Origin of the sequence: Nocardioides sp. (assembly GCF_014360585.1) — a bacterium.
GTDB lineage: Bacteria > Actinomycetota > Actinomycetes > Propionibacteriales > Nocardioidaceae > Nocardioides.
The window spans coordinates 43857-65468 of the sequence record NZ_JACIXG010000022.1 but is presented as its reverse complement, the minus strand read 5'-3'; the positions used below and the strand labels follow the sequence as shown (position 1 = coordinate 65468).

Below are 21612 nucleotides of genomic sequence, written 5' to 3'. Positions count from 1 at the left end.
TGAGACCCACCTCGATGGATGCGACGGGCCCATGCCAACAGAGGGCGTCCAGCGACTCCTTGTCATCGACGTAGCGACACAGAAGCTCTCTGATGGCTGTCGCGGCCGCCGCCAGCCGACTTGCCAGAAGCGAGGTGGCTGCGGGGAAGACCGAGGACAGAAGCTCGCAGTTCGGGCCCGACGCGGCCTCGGCGCGGAGGATTGAAGCTGCCTCGGTGGGCCCATGAGCTATGAGAAGACCCTGGTGGGCTGAATCCAACGCGTCGCCGACCAAGAAGCGGAGGTCGTTGACAATCCAGTGGCTGAACGACTGTCGAAGCACTTCTCGATCTGCAACGCCGAGAAGGTGTGCCTCAGAATCGAGTTGGTCGGTGAGGTCCTCGCACCAGTCTTGGATGATCGTCTCGATCATTGTCATGACGGCGGTGTGGACCAGCGCTGAAGACGCTGGCCCACACTCCTCTCGGATTACTTGCAGCCGCAGCGGCTGTCGAAGCTGTCGTTGGGCGTCACCCGACCGGGACCGTTCGGCGTCAGTTCACGCGCCTCGATGGGCGTCCAGTCTCTGTTGGACTCGGCGTCGGTGAACTGAGCGATGAGTTCAAAGTTCGACATGTGCATCTCCTGTGTGTGATGGATGGCCCCAAGGCCAGATGGCACTGCCGAACAGCAGCAGGTTACGTCCCGAGCCGGTGCCTGGCAGCTGGCTCGACCATAGTTTGTCTGTACGGACGTAATGGTCGGTTTGCGATGATTCGCCTTGCAATCGATCAGTCGCAAGGTCATCGTCGTCCGGGCGCCGAAGCTGGTCAACATCGTCGTGTGACCGGGCTTGGGCCGGCTCGGGCCGGCTCTGCTCGTGGTGTCGTCGCGATGGGTCGATCTGTAGGCTGCTGGGCATGGCCCGGGTAGCGATCGTGACAGACTCGACCGCGATGCTTCCACCCGATCTCGGGGATGCCGCGGAGCTGATCACATCGGTCCCGTTGCAGGTGATCGTGGATGGGACCTCGTACGACGACGGCGTGGAGGAGACCTCGCCCGAAGCGCTGCTCGCGGCCTTGGCCGCGCACAAGACCGTGACGACGTCACGGCCTTCGCCGGCGCTCCTGGCTGAGGTCTACTCCGACCTCGCGGCTCAGGGTGTCGAAGAAATCGTCTCGATCCATCTCTCCGCGGAGCTGAGCGCGACGTGCGAGTCCTCGATGCTCGCGGCGCGGGAGTCGCCGGTGCCGGTTGTCACCGTGGACACCCGGCTGGTCGGGCCCGGGGTCGGGTTCGCGGTGATGGCTGCCGCGGCGGTCGCGGGTCGGGGCGGGAGCGCTGCCGAAGCGCGCGAGGCTGCACTGGAGCGGTCCGCTGCCACCCAGTCCTACTTCTACGTGGACACCCTCGAGTACCTGCGCCGGGGCGGGCGGATCGGTGCTGCCGCCGCCCTGCTCGGCACTGCGCTGGCGGTCAAGCCGTTGCTCACGATCGAGGAGGGGCGGGTCGTGCCGAGCGAGCGGGTGCGTACGGCCGAGCGGGCGATCGCACGACTGCAGGCCCTCGGGGTCGAGGCCGGGGAGGACGCGGACGCGGTCGACGTCGTCGTCGCGCATCTGGGTAGTCCCGACCGGGCGGCCACGATGGCCGCGGGGGTCGCCGAGCAGCTGGACGGCAAGATCGACGGCGACGTACGCGTCGGGGTGCTGGGCGCGGTGCTCGGTGCGCATGTCGGGCCGGGGTGCGTGGCGGTCGTCGTCGGGCCTCAGCTCTGATTCCGGACCCTAACTCGGGCACCTTCTCGGGCCGGTTTCCGTCCACAGGGCCGGTTGAGGATCGGGTTCTCCACAGGCGCTGAAATCGGGCTCGGAACTGTCGGCCCGGACGCATAGTTTCGGCGCCATGCGCACCCGACCGACCTCTGACCACGCCGACGCCGTCGCCCGGCGCCTGGAGCTGCTGCGTGCTGAGCTCGATCCGCCGGGAGAGGGGGACGAGGGCGAGGAGGAGTGGCAGCCGCCGTGGTGGGACGGGCCCGGCGCGACCGAGACCGCCGAGCTGGACCCGTTGGTGCCGGTCCCGGGGAGGCATGCGTCTCGGCGTCAGGTCGTGATCTCGCCCGACGCGGTGCTGCCGGAGCCGTTGCGTGGGCGGGTGAGCCTCGGCCCGTGGCACCTCGTCGTCGTCTCACTGGCGCTGGTCGCCGGCTTGGCGGTGGCGTGCTGGTGGATGATCCGTGCCGACCCGGAGGTGGTGCCGGCCGCCCGGGCGGCGCCGTCGGCCTCTCCGCTGGTGCCGTTGCCGACCGACTCTGCCGCGCCCGGAGGCTCGGTCGCGGTTCCGTCGGCCGGGGCATCAGCAGGGGCGTCGGCGGGGACCGTGACGGTCGACGTGGAAGGCAAGGTGCCCAAGCCCGGCATCGTCGTGCTACCGGTCGGGTCAAGGGTGGTCGATGCCGTCGAGGCGGCCGGTGGGGCGCCTCATAAGCATCTCGCCGGCCTCAACCTCGCCGCCCTGCTCAGCGACGGGCAGCAGATCGTGGTCGGGGCGCCCAACGGTGGAGCGGGCGTCGCGGCGCCCGGTGCGGGTGGCCCGGCCGCCGGGGCGTCCGGAGCGGGAGTGAGCCTCAACGCGGCCTCCATGGAGGAGCTGGAGACCCTGCCCGGCGTCGGGCCGGTGACAGCGCAGGCGATCATCGACTGGCGCACCACCAACGGCGCGTTCACCTCTGTCGACGAGCTGCTCGAGGTCGACGGGATCGGTCCGAAGACCTACGACTCGTTGAAACCGCTGGTCACGTTGTGAACGACCTACGCCTCCCCCTTCTCGGGGCCGGGGCTTGGGCAGGTGCGTTGGTCGGGCCCCCCGTCGTCGATGGCGGACGGGTGGGGGTGACTCTGCTGGCCCTGCTCACGGTCGTCATCGGCGTCGGCGGCGGTTGGGCGATCCGGAGAAGAGCCGCGACGGCGCTGGCGTTGGCGCTGATGATCGCCGGGACGGCGGTCGTCTCGGGTCTGCACGCCGCCCGGGTCAGCGACAACCCGGTGGCGGACCTGGCCGCTCGAGAGGCGCAGGTGCGGGTGGTCGCCACGGTCACCACCGACCCGAAGGAGGTGACCGGCGAGCACGCGACCTACCAGCTCCGGCGCGCCAGCGTGCGGGAGGTCAGCGGCCGCGGAGTGGTCTACCGGCTGCGTACGCCGGTGGTCGTGCTCGGTGACGAAGCGTGGGCCGAGATCCCGCTGGGGGCGACGGTGTCGACGACCGGACGGCTGAGGGAGAGCGACTCGCACGAGGAGTCCGCGCTGCTGATCGCCGCAGAGCCGCGGATCGTCGCCGGCCCGGGGATCTGGTGGCGAGCCTCGGAGAAGCTGCGCGACTCGATCCGGGACGCCGTGGCACACCGTCCGCCCGACCAGGCCGCCCTGGTCCCGGCGCTGGTCGACGGTGACGACACCGGGCTCTCCGACGACCTCGAGGACGACTTCCAGACCACCGGTCTCACGCACCTGCTCGCGGTCTCAGGCACCAACCTGACTCTCGTGGTGGGCTTCCTGCTCATCGTCGCCCGGTGGGCCGGGGTGCGGGGGAGAGGGCTGTACGCGGTCGGGGTGCTTGGCATCCTCGGGTTCATCGTGCTCGCCCGCACGGAGCCGAGCGTCGTTCGGGCTGCCGCGATGGGTGCGGTCGGACTGCTGGCGATGACGCACAACGGGCGACAACGCGCTCTGCGTGGGCTCGGGGCGGCGGTGATCGGGCTTCTGCTGATCGACCCGGGGCTGGCGATCTCGATCGGGTTCACCCTCTCCGTGCTGGCCACGGCCGGCATCCTGCTCTTCGGGCCACCGTGGCGAGATGCGCTGCGTCGTTGGATGCCGCAGTGGTGCGCGGAGGCGATCGCGGTCCCGGCCGCGGCGCAGCTGGCGTGCACGCCGGTCGTGGCCGCCATCTCCGGCCAGGTCAGCCTGGTCGCGGTCCTCGCCAACCTGCTCGTCGAGCCCGCCGTTGCGCCCGCGACCGTGCTCGGTCTCCTGGGAGGTCTGTTCGGGCTGGTGTGGGATCCGCTCGGGATGGTGGCGGGCACGATCGCGACCTGGTGCGTCGCCTGGATCATCGCGGTGGCTCGCGTCGGTGCAGATCAGCCGACCGCGGCGGTCGGCTGGGCGACCGGGCCGCTCGCCCTCGCGGTCCTGGCCGTCGTCTGCGCCGCCATCGCCTTTCTGGCGCCACGGATCCTGCGGCATCCGGTCACCGGAGCGGCCGGATGTCTCCTGCTGCTCGCGGTGGCGCTGGTGCGACTGCCGAGTCCGGGCTGGCCTCCGCCGGGGTGGGTGCTCGTGATGTGCGATGTCGGGCAAGGAGACGCGTTGGTGGTGCGTACGGGGCAGGGGAGCGCGGTGGTCGTGGACGCCGGCCCCGACCCGGACCTCGTGGACGGCTGTCTGGACCGACTCGAGATCGAGGACGTCCCGCTCGCGGTGATCACTCACTTCCACGCCGATCACGTCAACGGCGTCGAGGGGGCCTTCGCCGGGCGTCGGGTCGGGGAGCTGTGGACCTCGCGTCTCCAGGACCCACCTGAGGGCGTGCGGGTGCTCGGGGAGACCGCGGCTGCGGCCGGAGTGGTGCCGGTGCCGGCTCCGTACGGAGTCACGACCAGCATCGGTGAGGCACGGATCCAGGTGCTCTGGCCTACGGGCGACACAGACACCCGCGGCCCCGGCGACGGCTCCACGGCCAACGACGCGAGCGTGGTCCTTCTCGTCGAGTCCCGCGGCCTGCGTCTGCTGCTGACCGGCGACCTCGAACCGGAGGGCCAGGACCAGCTCGCCGACGACCTGGCCGGGCTCGACATCGACGTTCTCAAGGTGCCTCATCACGGCTCGCGCTACCAGGACCTCGCGTGGCTGCGTACGCTGCGGGCGCAGGTCGCGCTCACCTCGGTCGGTGCCGCCAACGACTACGGCCACCCGGCCACGGCCACGGTCCAGGGGTTGGAGGAGAGCGGCACCACGGTCTACCGCACCGACCGTGACGGCTCGGTCGCGGTCGTCGAGTCAGGAGGCGAGGCAGCGGTGGTGACGCAGTAGGTGTCGGTGCTGTGTGGGAAGGTTTGAGCATGGCACGCACCGCCTCCGCATCGACTCCCACCGACACTCTGGCCGCCTCCGACGTCTTGGGTCGGGTGACGCTGGTGACGGGCAAGGAGGAGTTCCTCGGGGAGCGTACGGTCGCGGCCGCGAAGGCCGCGGTGAAGGCCTTCGACCCCGAGGCAGAGGTCTCCGATGCGACCGCCGCCGACCTGACCCTGGCCACGCTCGGTGAGATGAGCGCGCCCTCGCTCTTCTCGAGCATCCGCTGCGTGGTCGTGCGAAATTTGGAGAACCTGCCGGACGAGTCGGTGGCGGGCCTGATGGACTATGCCGGCATGCCCTCGGACGAGGTCGCACTCGTCCTCGTCCACGGCGGAGGGCAGAAGGGCAGCGGCACGCTCGCCAAGCTCCGCAAGCTCCCGTTGGTGACCGAGCACAAGTCGGTCGAGCTGAAGGCGCGCGAGTTCGGCAGCTTCGTGAAGGCCGAGATGCGCCTGCATGGCGCGAGCATCGACGAGGAGGGCGCCGACTTCCTGATCCAGGCGGTCGGTCAGGATCTCCGTGCGCTGTCCGCCGCGGCCAGCCAGCTCGCCGGGGACAACGACGCGAAGCGACTCGGCCTGGAGCACGTGAAGCAGTACTTCGGTGGCCGGGCCGAGGTGAAGAACTATGTGATCGCCGATGCGATCATCGCCGGTGATCGGGTCAAGGCCCTCGAGGAGATCCGCTGGGCCCTCGACACCGGCTCCTCCCCGGTCTACGTCCTCTCCGCGGTCGCCGGCCAGTTGCGCACCGTCGCCAGCCACGTCGCCGGCATCCGCGACAGCGGCACCCCGCCCTGGAAGCAGAAGACCGTGGCCGGCCTAGCCCGCGGCTGGTCCAGGGAAGGCATCGGCGAGGCCCTCCGCTCGGTCGCCAGAGCCGACGCCGACCTCAAGGGCGCCGCCAGCGACCCGGCGTACACGCTCGAACGCCTCGTGCTCACCATCGCCGCCCTGCGCCAGCGCTGACCCCCACGCCGAGGCGTCAGCCAGGTCGGCCGAGACGTCAGCCAGGTCGGCCGAGACGTCAGCATGGTGCCCACTCGGCCGACGCGAGTGACGCCTCGAGCGACGCGAGTGACGCCTCGGCGGGAATGCGAAAGCCCCCGCCACGGACGACGGGGGCTTTCGACGGGACTCACCTCAGAGAGAGGCAGCCTTCTTGGCGATCGCCGACTTTCGGTTGGCGGCCTGGTTCTTGTGGATGACGCCCTTGGAGACGGCCTTGTCGAGCTTCCGGGTGGCAGCCTTGGCGTTCTCGACCGCAGCGTCCTTGTCGCCGGCCTCGGCGGCGGCGGCGAACTTGCGGATGACGGTCTTGAGCTCGCTCTTGACGGCCTTGTTGCGCTCGTGCGCCTTGTCGTTCTGCTTGATGCGCTTGATCTGCGACTTGATGTTCGCCATGGGTGAATAATCTCCAGTGCTTCGACGTGTGGTGGTGCGAGCTCTCAATCCGGCCCCTCGGGGAAATGAGAGGGGAGAGGCCTACGCGAACACGCTTGCGGTCAAGATTACAGACTCGCGTCCCATGGCCTCAAATCGCCGTACCCGGAGTAGCTACTCCAGGGTAGGCTGTGGTGATCTCGGTCACGAGATTTCCGGGCGGGACCCCTGTTGTGACGCGGCTCGAGCGTCTAAGGTCCCCCGCGCGGCGGCTCTCGTGCAAACCGTCCATTGCTCACCCCTCACGCTCATACTGCAGGCCAGGAGAATCATGCCGACCCAGTCCGCGACCGATCTCGCATTTCTCGACGAGATGCCGGCGAACTTCGCCCTTCACTTCCTCAACCGCGTCAAGGCCACCCCGAATGCGGAGGCCTTCCGCTATCCCGTCGTCGGCTCGACGACGGAGGCAGGTGGTGAGGAGTGGAAGTCACTGACCTGGAAGGAGGCCAGCGACCTGGCCAGCCGGCTCGCCGCGGGTCTGGTCTCGCTCGGTCTCGAGCTCGAGCAGCGGGTCGGGATCGCCTCGACCACGCGCTACGAGTGGATCATCGCCGACCTGGCGGTGATGCTCGCCGGTGGCGCCACGACGACCGTCTACCCGACGACCAACGTCGAGGACACGGCCTACATCCTCGGTGACGCCGAGTGCCGCTTCGTCTTCGCCGAGGACGACAGCCAGCTCGCGAAGATCGCCGAGAAGGCTGCCGACCTCCCCGAGATCGTCAAGGTCATCACCTTCGAAGGGGCGACCGACGGCGACCGGGTCATCGGCCTCGACGACCTCGCTGCCCTCGGCGACAAGTACCTCGCCGACCACCCGGGCCTGATCGACGAGATCGCGGCCAAGATCACCCCGGACCACCTGGCCACGCTGGTCTACACCTCCGGCACCACAGGGAAGCCCAAGGGTGTGCGCCTGCTCCACCGCGCCTGGGTCTACGAGGGCGAGGCCGTCCGGGTCCAGGGCGATGTGCTCGGCCCCGACGACCTGCAGTTCCTGTGGCTGCCGATGTCGCACGTCTTCGGCAAGGTGCTGCTCTCGATCCAGATCGCCTGCGGCTTCCCGACCGCGATCGACGGCCGGATGGACAAGATCGTCGACAACCTGGCGATCGTGAAGCCGACCTTCATGGGCGCGGCCCCGCGCATCTTCGAGAAGGTCCACTCCAAGATCGTGATGATGGTCGAGAACGACGGTGGCGTGAAGAAGAAGCTCTTCGACGCCGCCTTCGCCAACGGGATCGCGCGCGACCGGCTGCTGCGCGAGGGCAAGCCGGTGCCGACCGGGATGGCGCTCAAGCACGCTGTGCTCGACAAGGTAGTCCTCAGCAAGGTCCGTGACCGGTTCGGTGGCCGCGTACGTTTCTTCATCTCCGGCTCCGCGCCGCTCAACCGCGACATCGCCGAGTGGTTCCGGGCCGCGGGCATCCTGATCATGGAGGGCTACGGCTCGACGGAGAACGCCGCCGGCGCGTCCGTCGGCACCCTGAAGGAGAACAAGCTCGGCACCGTCGGCAAGGCCTTCCCCGGCAGCGAGGTGAAGATCGGCGAGAACGACGAGCTGCTCATCCGCGGCCCGCACGTCATGCCCGGCTACCACAACCTGCCCGAGGAGACCGCCAAGGCGCTCGACGCCGACGGTTGGTACCACACCGGTGACAAGGCCTCGATCGACGAGGAGGGCTACATCACCATCACCGGCCGGATCAAGGAGCTCTTCAAGACCTCGGGCGGGAAGTACGTCGCCCCGCCGGCGATCGAGTCGAAGTTCGCCGCGCTCTGCCCCTACTCGAGCCAGTTCCTGGTCTTCGGCGCGAACCGCAACTTCGTCACCGCGCTGATCACCCTCGACCCCGAGGCGATCACCGCCTGGGGTGCGTCCCACGGCCTGGAGGGGAAGTCGTACGAGGAGATCGTCACCTCGCCGCAGGTGCGCGAGCTGATCGGTGGCTACGTCGACGAGCTCAACGCCGGGCTCAACCGCTGGGAGACCATCAAGAAGTGGGAGATCCTGGAGCACGACCTGACCGTCGAGAGCGGTGAGCTGACCCCGTCGCTGAAGGTGAAGCGGAAGGTCGTGGAGGAGAAGGAGCAGGCGCGCATCGACGCCTTCTACGCTTCCTGATCCCAGCCTCGACGCTCGATCAGCCAGTCCAGACACACCTCGCCCTGCCACCGCTGCATCCTGCGGAGGTGGGGCGAGGTCGTCTTCACCGGCTGCTCGGCAGCGGCCAGGAAGTAGCCGGCGAAGAGGGCCAGGACCGAGTCGATCGCCTCCGGCGCGGCCGTCGACAGCAACGGATGGTCGGACAGGAACGACTCGGCGTCGAGACCGTCGCCGCGCGGCCCGATGAGCAGCAGGAGCGAGTCGATCCAGTCCGCGCCGAGGACCGGCCAGGTCCACTCGACCAGCAGCACCCCACCGTCGGGGCGGATGAGGATGGTGTCGTCGCGTACGTCCAGGTGGACCAGCGTCTCACCGGCCGTGTGCTCCGCGAAGCCGGCTGCGAGCTCGGCCGCCCGGTCGGTGTGCGGGTAGCCGGCCACCCGACTCCACAACTCGGGATACGAGGCGTGCTCCTCGGCGAAGGTCGGCCAGCCGATGCCCGGAGCAGGGGTGAGCGCGGCAGCGGTCTCGACCAGCGCCTGCGAGACGACCTCGAGGTCCGCGGACGTCCAGGGCCGCGACGGCAGTCGACCCTCGACGTGCTCGAAGGCCAGGACCACCCACTCGCCGTCGTCGAACCACTTCAGCTTCGGGGCGGGGACCCAGCCGGCGAGCTTCTTCAGCTTCGCGGCCTCCTCACGATGGAGCGCCGCGGAGTCGCGCTGAGCCTTGGCCGAGGCCGCCTTCACGAAGTGCTTGGAGCCGTCCTCGCAGGTCAGCACAGAGGCGAACCCGGGGGTGTAGCCGGCGCCGTGCGACTCCGCAGACACCACCGGCCCGCCGAGCCGCTTCTCGATCGCGGACCTCAGAAAGGGGGGAAGGTGGGGCCACTCCAGGCGACGGGCAGTCTGTCCGTGCGGGATGTTCGTCGGGATCGCCGGTATCACGGGTACATCTTGGCCGGGAGTCTCCGGATCCGCTAGATGATCGATGCAAGGGCTGGGCGAGCCGATTCGCGCTCGGCGCTGCGCTCGCAAGGCGCCGCCTCGAAGGAATACCGGGTGCCTTTCGAGGGGCGGCAACGCCGCGAGCGTGGATGCCGAGTGTGAAGCGGCCGGTCAGACCGCGCATCGATCATCTAGATGCGGCAGGATCTCCCTACGACGTCGGAGGCAGGGTGAACCTGGTGCCGGGCTTGTCGCCCGAGAGGTCCCAGGCGGTGATCCCCGTGTCGCCTGTCGCCGCGTAGAGCTTCGCGCCGTCGGGGCTGAAGGCGGTCATCACCGGACCCTCGACGGTCCGCCCGGAGTCGACGAGCCCGGCCAGCGTACGTCGCTCGCCGTCGCCGCCGAGGGCCCTCGGGCTCCACACGACCGCGGTGTCGTCCGCGGCGAAGCCCACCGAGCTGTCGGCGAAGGAGAATCCGGCCGAACCGGTGCTGGGCAGGGTTTCCGCGACCTCGAGATCCTCCACGCTCCAGATGGTCGGTGCGCCGCCCGCGCCCGGACCCGCCAACCAACGGCCGTCCGGGCTCCACGCGGGGAGGCCCTCGGCGCCGGTCACCTGACCGGTCGACTCACCGTTGTCCGTGTCGAGGATCTCGACGCCCGCGTCGCTGGTGACGGCCAGCTGTGCACCGTCCGGGCTGAAGGCGAGGGCGCCAGCGCCCTCGACCTCGGCGTCGACGACCTCCTCGCCGTCGACGGTCCAGATCATGAGCGTGTCTTCGGTGCCGGTGCCTGCGACGAGCTTCCCATCGGGGCTGATCGCGGCGTCCTGGATCCAGCTCATGTCGGTGACGTCGTCCTCGTAGGGCAACCCGGTGAGGGTGCGTACGCGCTTGCCGCTGTCCAGGTCGACGAGCGCGATGTCGCCGCAGCCGCCGCCGGTGGCGACCAGCGACCAGTCACTGGCCAGAGTGATCGGGTTGCCTTCGAAGGCGACCTCGTACGTCCCGTCCGCGGTGTCCCACCGGCACAGCCCCGGCCAGCAGCCGGCCGCGACCGCGTCGCCGCTCGGGCTCACGCTCAAGCTGTCGGGGAACACCGCACCGGGGGCGACAGCAGCCGGGCGGAGCATCGCGGACGACGAGCAGGACGCGCCCTCGCTGGCGGAACAACCGGTGAGCAGCGCGGCAAGCAGGATTCCGGATAAGGGCAGTACGGGTCTCATTCAGGGGCCTTCCGCGACCGGTTCAGTGGGCGACGAGCTGGGTGGCGTCGAAATGGTAGACGCCGCCGTCGGTCGTTTCGTGGCGCTGATCAGATCGGTACGTGGTCACTTCGACTCCTCCAGGAGGCGGTTGAACTCCTCCTCGGAGAGGTCGTTCAGGTAGTCACGGCCCGATCTGCGGGCGTCGACCTCGACCGGCTGGTTGTAGTACTCGTCGAACGAGTCACCCTTGCCGGTGCTCTTGTAGTCGTCGAAGTTCTCCTCCCACTCCTCGGCCTGGTCCTCGGTGATGCCGTCTTCCTTGTGCTCGTCGAAGGGGTCGTCCTCCCACCAGAACTGCCAGTCGTTCTCGTCGCGGATCGCCTCGTGCTGGCGACCGTGCCGGACCTCGTGGGCGACGGTGTTGATCAGCAGGCCGGGGTCGTCGAGCATGTTGGGGTTGAGCGCCATCTTGGGGCCACCGTCGCTCCAGTAGCCGTAGGTGATGCTGCCGTCGTCCCAAGTGTCGTTGGCCAGGTCGTCCCAGTCGATGTCAGGCATCTCGACGCCGCTCTCCTCGGCGATCTTCCTGGTCATCTCCTCCAGCACGGCTTTGCGCTCCTCGGTGCTGAGCGTCGCCCACTTCTCCGCGATCGCCGGGTCGATGTTGCCGTACTCGTCGCCGTCCTTGTTGACACCAGTCGGCAGCGCACGGGCGAGGAGGGCGTCGACGCCGGCGGCTTTGGCGAGGGCGTTGGTGATGTCTTCGGCGATCTCTTGGGCGGTGGTGTTGCGGCTGGCGCCCCATTCCTCGGCCTCGTAGCGGCTACGGAAGGTGGGCGGGGTGGCGGTGCTGGTGACGGTGCCGTCGTCGCTGACGTTGAATTCGCTGGTCTTGGCGCGGTCGAGGATGCCTTGGACGAGGCGTTCGATGGCTTCGACCTCGGTCTCGGCGTTGTAGAGCGCTTTCTGCATCTGTTGTTTGCCGGTGATGTGGCTGGAGAGGTCGGCGACCAGGGTGTTGCGGTGGCTGCGGGCGGAGTCGGCGGCGATGCCTGTCCAGGACTTGGCTACGCCGCCTGCTTCGAGTTCGTCGTGGCTGGTCTCGAGGTTGCGGAGGTCGGCTTTGAGTCCGTCGCCGGCGTCACCGAGGGGTGCTGCTTTCCAGGTCTTGACCTGGCCGAACGTGATCGCCATCAGACCAGCGCGGTGGCGTCGAAGTGGACGAGGGTCCCGTCGGCGCAGGTGTGGCGGTCGATGCGCCGTCCGTCGGACTCGAGAAGCTCCTGCTGGCCCGGCTCCTTCTCGAGGGCTCGGAGCAGGTCGTACTCGTCGTTGATCCGCAGCACCGTCCACGGGTGCTCCTCGGAGCCGTCACCGGTCGCCCGGATGCTCCGCAGGGCAGCGCTGGCGACCTGACGCTCGCGGGCCGCGGAGCGTTCCTCGCCGGAGCGCTCCAGGGCCGTCGCCAGGCGCAGGTGGGCCGACGGGCTGAAGATCGCCCCGGGCATGAGCGCCCGCAGCGCGGTCGCGGCCTCGGCGTAGGCGCCCTCGGCGAGCAGCTTGTCGACCCCGCCCAGGTCGAGATCGATGGTGAAGTTGGCGGAGTTGCGGACCGCGCGGCGAAGCGGCGCGAGCGTCTCGGCGCCAGGGTCGTCCAGGTAGGCGGTGACCAGGTCGGCGTACGTCGTCATTTCGACTCCTCCAGGAGACGGTCGAGCTCTTCGGGCGTCACATTGTCGAGATATTCGCGGCCGGTCTTGCGGGCGTCGGCCTCGACGGGCTGGTTGTAGTAGGCGTCATAGTCGGGGGAGGGGCTCTTGTAGTCGTCGAAGTTCTCCTCCCACTCCTCGGCCTGGTCCTCGGTGATGCCGTCTTCCCGGTGCTCGTCGAAGGGGTCGTCCTCCCACCAGAACTGCCAGTCGTTGTTGTCGTCGATCGCCTCGTGCTGGCGGGCGTGGCGCATCTCGTGGGCCACGGTGTGCAGCAGGTCGGGGTCGTCGAGCCGGTCGGGATTGAGGCGTACGGCTTTCTCGCTCTCGCTCCACGATCCGTTGCCGCTCATCGAGTCGTCCCAGATGATGTCCTCGACCTCGACGCCGTACTCCTCGGCGAGCTCCTCGATCTTCTGGTCGATGATCGCCTTGCGCTCGGCGTCGGTGAGCTGTGCCCACCGTTCGGCGACCTCGGGAGACGCCATCCCGCGCTCCTTGCGGGTGTTGTCGAGGTCACTGTCGGTGCCGGTCGGGATGCCGTCGGTGAGGATGGCGTCGACGCCGGCGGCTTTGGCGAGGGCGTTGGTGATGTCTTCGGCGATCTCTTGGGCGGTGGTGTTGCGGCTGGCGCCCCATTCCTCGGCCTCGTAGCGGCTACGGAAGGTGGGCGGGGTGGCGGTGCTGGTGACGGTGCCGTCGTCGCTGACGTTGAATTCGCTGGTCTTGGCGCGGTCGAGGATGCCTTGGACGAGGCGTTCGATGGCTTCGACCTCGGTCTCGGCGTTGTAGAGCGCTTTCTGCATCTGTTGTTTGCCGGTGATGTGGCTGGAGAGGTCGGCGACCAGGGTGTTGCGGTGGCTGCGGGCGGAGTCGGCGGCGATGCCTGTCCAGGACTTGGCTACGCCGCCTGCTTCGAGTTCGTCGTGGCTGGTCTCGAGGTTGCGGAGGTCGGCTTTGAGTCCGTCGCCGGCGTCACCGAGGGGTGCTGCTTTCCAGGTCTTGACCTGGCCGAACGTGATCGCCATCAGTTGCCGCCCATGACGCCGCCGGCGTTCGCTCCTGCGGTGGCGTCGGCGGCCTCGACCTCGTCGAGAGCCTTCTGCATCTGGGTGGCGAGCCGCTGCGAGCTGTCCGCAGCGGCTTTGGTCTCGTCGGTCCAGCGGTTGCCGAGATCGGACATGTAGCCGACTGCCTCAGCGCCGGGGATCGCGGCGCCCGCCTTGCTCAGATGGCCCGCCGAGTCGGACTTGCGGACGTTGCTCTCGGCTTCTGTGGCGACCGTGATGGCTGCCTTCATGTCCTTGGGGACGACATGGATCTCGCTCATGGTCTGGCTGGTCCTCCTGGGCCCGAACTGGAGACGGCTAGGCCGGACAGTAACGCAAGTCCGGGCCGCAGGAAGACGCTATTTAGCGGCCGGGTCGAGCGTCTTCGTGAACAGCGCTCCGCCGTCGATGTCGCGCAGCGTGACGGTGAGCTGCTGCGTACGTCCGTCGATCTCGACCTCGCCGAAGAACTGGAATCCGTCGGCGGGTGAGGTGTTCGCGGCCGGAGGAGCGGCCACGAACTCGGCGGCCGGGCCGAAGGTGGCGTCCAGCGTGTTGGGGCCGAAGGCGCCGGCGTTGAGCGGGCCGGAGACGAACTCCCAGAACGGGTCGAAGTCCTGGTAGCTGGCGCGGGCGGGGTCGTAGGAGTGCGCCGCCGTGTAGTGGACGTCGGCGGTCAGCCAGACGTGGTTGCGGATCCCGAGCCGCTTGAGCCCGGTGAGCACCTTCGCGATGTCGATCTCGCGGCCGAGCGGTGCGCCGCCGTCGCCCTGGGAGATGCCTTCCTGCAGGGTGCCGTCGGGGACGACCAGGCCGATCGGCAGGTCCGCGGCGATCACCTTCCAGGTGGCGTGGGAGGCGGCCAGCTCGCGCAGCAGCCACCTCGTCTGACGCTCGCCGAGCACGCCACCGTCGGCGCTGGTCTCCGCGTTGGTCGTGTTGGTGTTCTTGTGGGTGCGCATGTCGAGGACGAACAGGTCCATCAGCGGGCCGTAGGAGAGCTTGCGGTAGATCCGGCCGTCGGGGTCGGGGGAGGCGTTGCCGACCGGGATGTACTCGTGGAAGGCCTGCTTGGCGCGGGCCGCGAGGACGTCGACGCGGCGCTCGGTGTAGCGGCCGTCGTCGGGCAGGATCTCGCCCGGGTACCAGTTGTTGGTGACCTCGTGGTCGTCCCACTGCGCCACGATCGGCGTCTGGGCGAGGAAGGCGCGCCAGTTGTCGGCGAGCATGTTGTAGGCGTACTGCCCACGGAACTCGGACAGCGTCTCGGCGACCTTGTGCTTCTCCTCGGTGACGATGTTGTTCCAGACCCGCCCGTCGGGGAGGGTCACGGTGGAGGTGAGCGGGCCGTCGGCGTAGACGTTGTCGCCTGAGCTCAGGAAGAAGTCGGCCTCGCGCGCCGCCATCGCGGGCGCGATCCGGAAGCCACCGAAGTCCGGGTTGGCGCCCCAGCCCTGGCCGGCGATGTCGCCGGACCACAGGAACCGGATGTCCTGACGGCGTGCCGGGGCGGTACGCAGCCGGCCCAGCTCCCAGGCGCTGCCACGTCGCGGGTCGTCGGGGTCGACGGCACGGATCCGGTAGAAGTACTCGCGGCCGGGCTCGAGGCCGTGGACCCGCAGCTCGCCGGTGAAGTCGCTGCGCGTGGTCACCACCGGTCCGTTGACCGGGCGGGCCCGGCGGAACGACTCGTCGGCCGAGATCTCCGCGACCAGTCGGGAGGTCTTGTCGGCGCGGCTCCACAGGACGCCGCCCCGGGCGCCGACATCGCCGGACTGGACGCCATGGGTGAGGTTCGGGCGGTTGCCCCTTACGAAATTGGCAGGGCCGAAGTTGGCAGGGCCGAATGCGGTCGAGGCGGCGGTGGCGGGGGCAACGGTGGCGGGGATGACGAGTCCGGCACCGGCGGCGGCACCGAGGCCGAGGACGGAGCGGCGGTTGAGTGGGGTCATGTGCACAACCTGCCGATGCCGGCGGAACTACCGGTTAGTTCCGCGGGTCGTGTCGGTGAACACGTACGCGGTGGGGTGTCTGCCGCGGGTGAAAGAAATATTTCTTTCACCGGGATGTCGAGATCGTCGAGCGGGCTCCGAGAGAAGGGGTGAAGGCCGGAGACGCCGGCCGCAGCAGAGGAGCGACACGATGAACGACGACTACGCCATGCCCGCAGCGCCCGCACCGAGCCCGGGCATCCGTGCCCTGGACCGGCTCATCGGCACCTGGAAGGTGACCGGTGGCGCGGAGGGCGAGGTGACCTACCGCTGGATGGAGGGCGGCTACTTCCTGCTCCAAGACGTCCGTCTCGAGCAGTTCGGGCAGGTCACGACGGGGATCGAGGTGATCGGCAACTTGCGCCCATTCGGTGAGGAGCCGAGCGCCGACGTGCACTCGCGCTACTACGACAACACCGGCGCCACCCTCGACTACGTCTATGAGCTCGACGGCGACACCCTGACGATCTGGGGTGGGGAGAAGGGCTCGCCGGTGAAGTTCGTCGGCGCCTTCGACGCGACCGGCGACGTCATGACCGGGGAGTGGGACTACGCCGGCCAGGGCGGCTACGAGTCGACGATGACCCGCGTCTGACCCGCGCGCCGCAGCAGGTAGTCACGTTCGGCCTCGTTGGCGGTCATCTCCGCAGCCGCCCGGAACTGGGCGGCTGCGGAGGGGTCGTGCCGCTGGTCCAGCAGGTGCGCCCGCACCGCCAGGACCCGCTGCGCGGTCAGGGGGTCGCCGGCGAGGCCGTGCTCGGCGTCGAGCCCGTCCAGCAGCTGCAGGCCGACCACCGGGCCGAACGCGTGGGCCGCGGCGACCACCCGTCCCAGGCGGACGGGAGCGGTGGGCAGCGTACGTTCCAGCAGCAGGTAGAGGCCGAGGATCTCGCGCCAGTCGGTCTCCGCCGCGGACTCCGCGCGGGCGTGGACGGCCGCGATCGCGGCCTGGAGCCGGAACGGGCCGGGATCCCCGGACCGCCACACCTCCGCCAGCACTGCCAGCCCGTCGTCGACCAGAGCGCGATCCCACTGCGTACGGTCCTGCTTGGCCAGCGGCACCAGCCCGAGGTCCGGGGAGGTGCGCGCGGGCCGGCGCGCCTCGGTGAGCAGCATCAGCGCCAACAGGCCGGCGACCTCCGGCTCGCCGGGAGCGATCCGGGTGAGCATCCGGGTCAGCCGGATGGACTCGTGCGCCAGGTCGACCCGTCCCAGGTCGGCTCCGGCGGTGGCGGTGTACCCCTCGTTGAAGGCCAGATAGAGCACGTCGAGAACGGCGCCGACCCGCTCGGCGAGCTCGACCCCCTCGGGTGGCGTGAAGCGGGCGCCGGCCTTGCGCAGCGTCTGCTTCGCGCGGCTGATCCGGGTGCCCATCGTGGTCTCCGGAACCCCGTACGCATGGGCGATCTCGGCCGTCGTCAGCCCGCCCACCGCGCGCAGGGTCAGTGCCACCTGCCCGGTCCGCGACAGGGCCGGATGGCAGCACAGCAGCAACAGGGTCAGGCTGTCGTCGGTCTCCGCCGCCGGGCCGGCCGGAGTGACCACCTCGGCGATCCCGACCTGGAGCTCGCGGCGGTGGGCGGCCTGCTCTGAGCGGAGCAGGTCGACCATCCGCCGGTAGCCGATCCGGGTCAGCCAGGAGCGCGGGTTCTCCGGGACGCCGTCGCGCGTCCACTGCTCGCTGGCGTCCAGCAGCGCCTCCTGGACCGCGTCCTCAGCGGCTTCGAACCGTCCGAAGCGGCGGACCAGGGCGCTCAGGACGTACGGTGCCTCGGTTCGGAGGATCTCCTCGAGCGGTGCACGTCCGGTCATGTCGATAGAGACTAGTTTCGGGGGCTAGTTTCGGGACATGAAATACCTGCTGCTGGGATACACCCCCGCCGATGCGTGGGACGCCTCCGACACGGCCTCCGAGGAGGCCCTCGCCGCGTTCGCGGAGTACCAGAGGTTCGAGGAGGAGCTGGTCGCCAACGGCGAGCTGATCAGCACCGAAGGACTGGGGCATCCGGCGGTCTCGGTCACGGTGAGGCCCGGAACGAAAGGTCCGGTCGCCACCGACGGGCCGTTCGCCGAGCTGAAGGAGGTGCTGGCGAGCTTCGCGGTCATCGACGTGGCCAGCCAGGAGCGCGCGATCGACATCGTGTCGCGGATGGTCGCTGTCCTCGGGGAGCCGATCGAGATCCGGCCGGTGATGGGAGACGACTTCGCTCAGGCGTGACCCGCTGGGGTCGGGTGGCAGTATCTGCGGTGATGTGGCCGAGAAAGAACGCCTACCCCGCTGTGCTGCTGCTCCTGCTGGCACCCGTGCTCTTCGGGTGTGCCGGCGAGCCGGAGACGGGGGCGGAGACGGGGACGGGGACGGAGACCGCCTCGCCGTCGGCGCCTGCCGAGCTGGTGCCCGAGACGGTGCCCGAGGATGAGGCCCCGACGAGCGCCGCGCCGCGAGCACAGGAGTCGATCGAGGTGCCGACGCTGCCGCCGGCGAACGATCGCGGGATCGTCGAGGGCGGCGACGTGAGCTGGCCGCAGTGCCCCAAGGGGATGGGCATCAAGGAGCGCCGGACGCTGGGGCTGCCGATGCCGCTCGAGACGGCGGAGTACGTGGTCATCGGGCTCACCAACGGCCCCGCGTTCCATCCCAACCCGTGCCTGGCCTCGCAGGTCGAGTGGGCCAAGAAGAACAAGGTGATGACCTCGGCGTACGCGGTCACCTCGTTCCCCGACGAGGCCACGACCCGCAGGTACGGCGACGAGGGGCCTGGCGACCCGGAGACGAGGATCGGCCGGCTGACCAACGTCGGCTACCAGCAGGCGCTGTGGAACCTCGAGACGATGAAGCGCGCCGGGCTCGAGTCGCCCGCGGTATGGGTCGATGTCGAGCCGGTCGCGGTGTGGGAGTGGTCCGACGACATCGCCGCGAACCAGGCGGTGGTCACCGGTGTCGTGGCGGGCTATCGGGATGCCGGGAAACGGGTCGGGGTCTACTCGATCGAGGGGCTGTGGACGCCGATCGTCGGTGACCTGCAGCTGCAGCTGCCCGAATGGCGCCCGGCGGGCGAGAGCTCGCGGTCCGCGGCTCTGGAGCGCTGCGGCGGTGACTGGATGTTCCAAGGCGGTGCCGCGGTGATGGTGCAGTGGCTCGAGGACAACCGCGACCGCAATGTGACCTGTCCCGGCGAGTCGGTTCAGCTGCCGCTTTGGTTCCATCAGTACTGAGCGTGGGACAATCGAAAGAAGACGTACGTTCCCCCCAAGAGACCCCAAGAGACACAGAGCGAAAGCAGCCCGTGCCCACGAACTCCGCGCCGAAGCCTGGGTCCACCGACCCGGCGATCATCCGCAACTTCTGCATCATCGCCCACATCGACCACGGCAAGTCGACACTGGCTGACCGGATGCTGCAGCTGACGGGTGTCGTCGGCGAGCGTGAGGCCAAGGCGCAGTACCTCGACCGCATGGACATCGAGCGCGAGCGCGGGATCACGATCAAGTCTCAGGCCGTGCGGATGCCGTGGACGGTGGCGGAGGGCAACGAGGCCGGCGCCGAGCCGGGCACGTACATCCTCAACATGATCGACACCCCCGGCCACGTCGACTTCACCTACGAGGTCTCCCGGTCGCTCGAAGCGTGTGAGGCCGCGATCCTGCTGGTCGACGCCGCGCAGGGCATCGAGGCGCAGACGCTGGCGAATCTCTACCTCGCCATGGGTGCGGACCTGCAGATCATCCCGGTGCTCAACAAGATCGACCTGCCGTCGGCCAACGTCGAGAAGTACGCCGAGGAGCTGGCCAACCTCGTCGGCTGCGACGTCTCGGACGTCCTGCTCACCTCCGCCAAGACCGGTCTCGGCGTCGAGAATCTCCTCAACGAGATCGTGAAGCAGGTCCCGGCGCCCGTCGGTGACCCGGATGCGCCGGCGCGGGCACTGATCTTCGACTCCGTCTACGACACCTACCGCGGCGTGGTCACCTACGTCCGGGTCTTCGACGGCAAGCTGACCCACCGCGACAAGATCAAGATGATGTCGACCAGTGCGGTCCACGAGATGCTCGAGCTGGGGGTGATCAGCCCGGAGCCGATCAAGGCCGACCACATCGGCGTCGGGGAGACCGGCTACCTGATCACCGGCGTGAAGGACGTCCGCCAGTCGCGCGTGGGTGACACCGTCACCGGCAACAACCGTCCTGCCCAGGAGATGCTCGGGGGGTACTCGCACCCCAACCCGATGGTCTTCGCGGGGCTCTACCCGATCGACGGTGATCAGTACCCGGTCCTGCGCGAGGCGCTCGACAAGCTGCAGCTCAACGACGCGGCGCTGACCTACGAGCCGGAGACCTCGGGCGCGCTCGGCTTCGGCTTCCGGGTCGGGTTCCTCGGCCTGCTGCACATGGAGATCACCCGCGACCGTCTCGAGCGCGAGTTCAACCTCGACCTCATCTCGACGGCCCCCAACGTGGTCTACGACGTGATCATGGAGGACGGCTCCGAGCACGTCGTCACCAACCCGTCGGAGTTCCCCGAGGGCAAGATCCGCGAGGTGCGCGAGCCGGTCGTCAAGGCCACGATCCTCTCGCCGTCCGACTACATCGGCACGATCATGGAGCTGTGCCAGAAGAAGCGCGGCACCCTCGGCGGCATGGACTACCTCTCCGCGGACCGCGTCGAGATGCGCTACGTCCTGCCCATGGGCGAGATCGCCTTCGACTTCTTCGACCAGCTCAAGTCCTCGACCAAGGGGTACGCCTCGCTGAACTACGAGTTCACCGGCGACCAGGCCTCCGACCTGGTCAAGGTCGACATCCTGCTCCAGGGTGAGCCGGTCGACGCGTTCTCGGCGATCGTGCATCGCGAGGCCGCGTACGCCTATGGGGTCATGATGGTCGGCAAGCTGCGCGAGCTGATCCCCAGGCAGCAGTTCGAGGTGCCGATCCAGGCTGCGATCGGCGCCCGGGTGATCGCCCGCGAGACCATCCGAGCCATCCGCAAGGACGTCCTCGCCAAGTGCTACGGCGGTGACATCTCGCGTAAGCGCAAGCTGCTCGAGAAGCAGAAGGAGGGCAAGAAGCGGATGAAGATGGTCGGCCGCGTCGAGGTCCCGCAGGAAGCCTTCGTCGCCGCGCTCTCCACCACCCAGCCCTCCACCGACAAGTCCGCCGGGAAGAAGTGACCCGGCCGGTGCTCGAGATCCGGCCGGTCTCCGGAGAGGCCGAATGGGAGACCGTCGCCTGGTTGTGGCAGGACTTCCGCCATGACCTCGCGCCGATCGTCAACGGCTTCCCGCTCGCGGACGGCCGCTACCGACACGAATGGCTCGACGAGTATCCGGCCGACGACCGCTGCGGCTACCTCGCCTGGGCGCCCCACCCGAACACCGGAGAGCCTGCGCCGGTCGGGTTCGCGCTGGTTCGCGGCCTGGGCTTCGTCGAGCGCGTCATGCAGGCCTTCTTCGTCGTCCCTGCTGCGCGTCGTGGTGGCCTGGGGCAGACTCTCGCGCTCGACGTCATCGCCCGGCACGCTGGGCCTTGGGCTGTTCCGTTCCAGAACGACAACGTCCGGGCTATGGCTTTCTGGCGTCGGGTTGCTGAGCGGGCTTGGGGTGAACAATGGGCTGAGACTGTTGAGCCTGTTGCTGGGCGGGCTGATGTTCCTCCGGATCATTGGATTCGGAGTCTCTGACCTTCGCTGGTCTCGTTCGCTGGTCGAGCCGCCGCCGCTGGTCGAGCCGCCGGAGCCGCTAGGCGGAGGCGTGTCGAGACCAACACGGTTCGTCGGGGAAACCTCGCTTGGCGACCGTTTCTTCGTTTCAGGGTTCGCCGCCGACCCTTCCTTGAGTGTTTCTCGATCATGCGCCGCGTCAAGGACGGGCTTCGCCCGCCGGCTTCGCCGGCCGCTTCGCGGTCCTTGACTCGGCACCTGATCGAGAAAGATTTCGCCTATATCGGGGCGGCGGCGAGGGTGTGGCGCGGGGTTCAGGTTGCTTGTTCGCGGACTGCGTAAATTGGGCCTGACCAGCAGAAACAGGTAGCGCCTTCGTGC

Annotated in this window: 21 protein-coding genes; 10 read left to right on the top strand and 11 right to left on the bottom strand. The window is 68.9% G+C overall.

Annotated features, from left to right (window positions below):
- Together H5T77_RS09735 and H5T77_RS09730 are read right to left on the bottom strand one after the other, a co-directional pair.
- A partial coding sequence (locus H5T77_RS09735) for a hypothetical protein (protein WP_292648262.1) occupies positions 1–418 on the bottom strand: 418 nt, incomplete at its 3' end.
- Between the two features lie 50 nt (positions 419–468).
- Positions 469–615, bottom strand: a complete 147-nt coding sequence (locus H5T77_RS09730) for a hypothetical protein (protein ID WP_292648258.1) — start codon at positions 613–615, stop codon at positions 469–471.
- A 284-nt stretch (positions 616–899) separates the two neighbouring features.
- Between H5T77_RS09730 and H5T77_RS09725 the strand changes: the two genes are divergently transcribed.
- From H5T77_RS09725 to holA, 4 genes are all read left to right on the top strand, one after another.
- The gene (locus tag H5T77_RS09725; protein WP_292648256.1) at positions 900–1760 is read left to right on the top strand and encodes a DegV family protein; all 861 of its coding nucleotides are present in this window, start codon (positions 900–902) and stop codon (positions 1758–1760) included.
- Between the two features lie 127 nt (positions 1761–1887).
- Positions 1888–2790, top strand: coding sequence for a helix-hairpin-helix domain-containing protein (locus H5T77_RS09720; RefSeq protein WP_292648255.1), 903 nt, complete (start codon positions 1888–1890; stop codon positions 2788–2790).
- A gap of 80 nt (positions 2791–2870) precedes the next feature.
- Complete coding sequence (locus tag H5T77_RS09715) at positions 2871–5075, top strand: ComEC/Rec2 family competence protein (RefSeq protein WP_292648254.1); 2205 nt, start codon at positions 2871–2873, stop codon at positions 5073–5075.
- A gap of 29 nt (positions 5076–5104) precedes the next feature.
- The gene (gene holA / locus H5T77_RS09710; RefSeq protein WP_292648253.1) at positions 5105–6088 is read left to right on the top strand and encodes a DNA polymerase III subunit delta; all 984 of its coding nucleotides are present in this window, start codon (positions 5105–5107) and stop codon (positions 6086–6088) included.
- Positions 6089–6262: 174 nt separating this feature from the next.
- Here the strand turns inward: holA and rpsT are convergent, their stop codons facing one another.
- Positions 6263–6523 carry a 30S ribosomal protein S20 gene (gene rpsT / locus H5T77_RS09705; protein ID WP_292648252.1) on the bottom strand — a complete coding sequence of 87 codons (261 nt, stop codon included), beginning with the start codon at positions 6521–6523 and terminating at the stop codon, positions 6263–6265.
- A gap of 310 nt (positions 6524–6833) precedes the next feature.
- Here rpsT and H5T77_RS09700 point away from each other — a divergent pair, with 310 nt between their 5' ends.
- Complete coding sequence (locus H5T77_RS09700; RefSeq protein ID WP_292648250.1) at positions 6834–8690, top strand: AMP-dependent synthetase/ligase; 1857 nt, start codon at positions 6834–6836, stop codon at positions 8688–8690.
- Here the strand turns inward: H5T77_RS09700 and H5T77_RS09695 are convergent.
- The 7 genes from H5T77_RS09695 to H5T77_RS09665 all read right to left on the bottom strand — a co-directional run bounded on the left by H5T77_RS09695 (position 8678) and on the right by H5T77_RS09665 (position 15536).
- Entirely contained in the window at positions 8678–9619 is a 942-nt protein-coding gene (locus H5T77_RS09695) for a phosphotransferase family protein (RefSeq protein ID WP_292648247.1), read from the bottom strand. The two genes, H5T77_RS09700 and H5T77_RS09695, sit on opposite strands and share 13 nt — an antisense overlap.
- Before the next feature lie 211 nt (positions 9620–9830).
- A complete protein-coding gene (locus tag H5T77_RS09690) occupies positions 9831–10844 on the bottom strand; it encodes a WD40 repeat domain-containing protein (RefSeq protein WP_292648245.1) in 1014 nt (337 codons plus the stop codon).
- A 105-nt stretch (positions 10845–10949) separates the two neighbouring features.
- Positions 10950–12020, bottom strand: coding sequence for a hypothetical protein (locus tag H5T77_RS09685; protein WP_292648242.1), 1071 nt, complete (start codon positions 12018–12020; stop codon positions 10950–10952).
- The gene (locus tag H5T77_RS09680) at positions 12020–12517 is read right to left on the bottom strand and encodes a DUF4919 domain-containing protein (RefSeq protein ID WP_292648239.1); all 498 of its coding nucleotides are present in this window, start codon (positions 12515–12517) and stop codon (positions 12020–12022) included. Before H5T77_RS09680 ends, H5T77_RS09685 begins: the two co-directional genes overlap by 1 nt.
- The gene (locus tag H5T77_RS09675; protein WP_292648236.1) at positions 12514–13563 is read right to left on the bottom strand and encodes a DUF6782 family putative metallopeptidase; all 1050 of its coding nucleotides are present in this window, start codon (positions 13561–13563) and stop codon (positions 12514–12516) included. The genes H5T77_RS09680 and H5T77_RS09675 overlap by 4 nt, the downstream gene beginning before the upstream one ends.
- Entirely contained in the window at positions 13563–13865 is a 303-nt protein-coding gene (locus H5T77_RS09670) for a hypothetical protein (protein ID WP_292648233.1), read from the bottom strand. The genes H5T77_RS09675 and H5T77_RS09670 overlap by 1 nt, the downstream gene beginning before the upstream one ends.
- A gap of 78 nt (positions 13866–13943) precedes the next feature.
- Positions 13944–15536, bottom strand: a complete 1593-nt coding sequence (locus H5T77_RS09665; protein ID WP_292648231.1) for an alkaline phosphatase D family protein — start codon at positions 15534–15536, stop codon at positions 13944–13946.
- Positions 15537–15726: 190 nt separating this feature from the next.
- On the opposite strand from H5T77_RS09665, the gene H5T77_RS09660 reads away from it, so the two are divergent.
- Positions 15727–16170 carry a hypothetical protein gene (locus H5T77_RS09660; RefSeq protein ID WP_292648228.1) on the top strand — a complete coding sequence of 148 codons (444 nt, stop codon included), beginning with the start codon at positions 15727–15729 and terminating at the stop codon, positions 16168–16170.
- Here H5T77_RS09660 and H5T77_RS09655 read toward each other — a convergent pair.
- The gene (locus tag H5T77_RS09655; protein WP_292648226.1) at positions 16143–17387 is read right to left on the bottom strand and encodes an RNA polymerase sigma factor; all 1245 of its coding nucleotides are present in this window, start codon (positions 17385–17387) and stop codon (positions 16143–16145) included. The genes H5T77_RS09660 and H5T77_RS09655 overlap by 28 nt on opposite strands.
- Positions 17388–17424: 37 nt before the next feature.
- Here H5T77_RS09655 and H5T77_RS09650 point away from each other — a divergent pair, with 37 nt between their 5' ends.
- The 4 genes from H5T77_RS09650 (at position 17425) to H5T77_RS09635 (ending at position 21252) form a co-directional block, all read left to right on the top strand.
- Complete coding sequence (locus H5T77_RS09650) at positions 17425–17793, top strand: YciI family protein (RefSeq protein WP_292648223.1); 369 nt, start codon at positions 17425–17427, stop codon at positions 17791–17793.
- 32 nt (positions 17794–17825) lie between these two features.
- The gene (locus tag H5T77_RS09645; RefSeq protein ID WP_292648220.1) at positions 17826–18791 is read left to right on the top strand and encodes a glycoside hydrolase family 25 domain-containing protein; all 966 of its coding nucleotides are present in this window, start codon (positions 17826–17828) and stop codon (positions 18789–18791) included.
- Between the two features lie 71 nt (positions 18792–18862).
- Positions 18863–20743, top strand: coding sequence for a translation elongation factor 4 (gene lepA / locus H5T77_RS09640; RefSeq protein WP_292648217.1), 1881 nt, complete (start codon positions 18863–18865; stop codon positions 20741–20743).
- Between the two features lie 8 nt (positions 20744–20751).
- Positions 20752–21252 (top strand): GNAT family N-acetyltransferase, encoded by a 501-nt coding sequence (locus H5T77_RS09635; protein WP_292648215.1) that lies wholly within the window; start codon positions 20752–20754, stop codon positions 21250–21252.
- Positions 21253–21612: the final 360 nt, after the last annotated feature.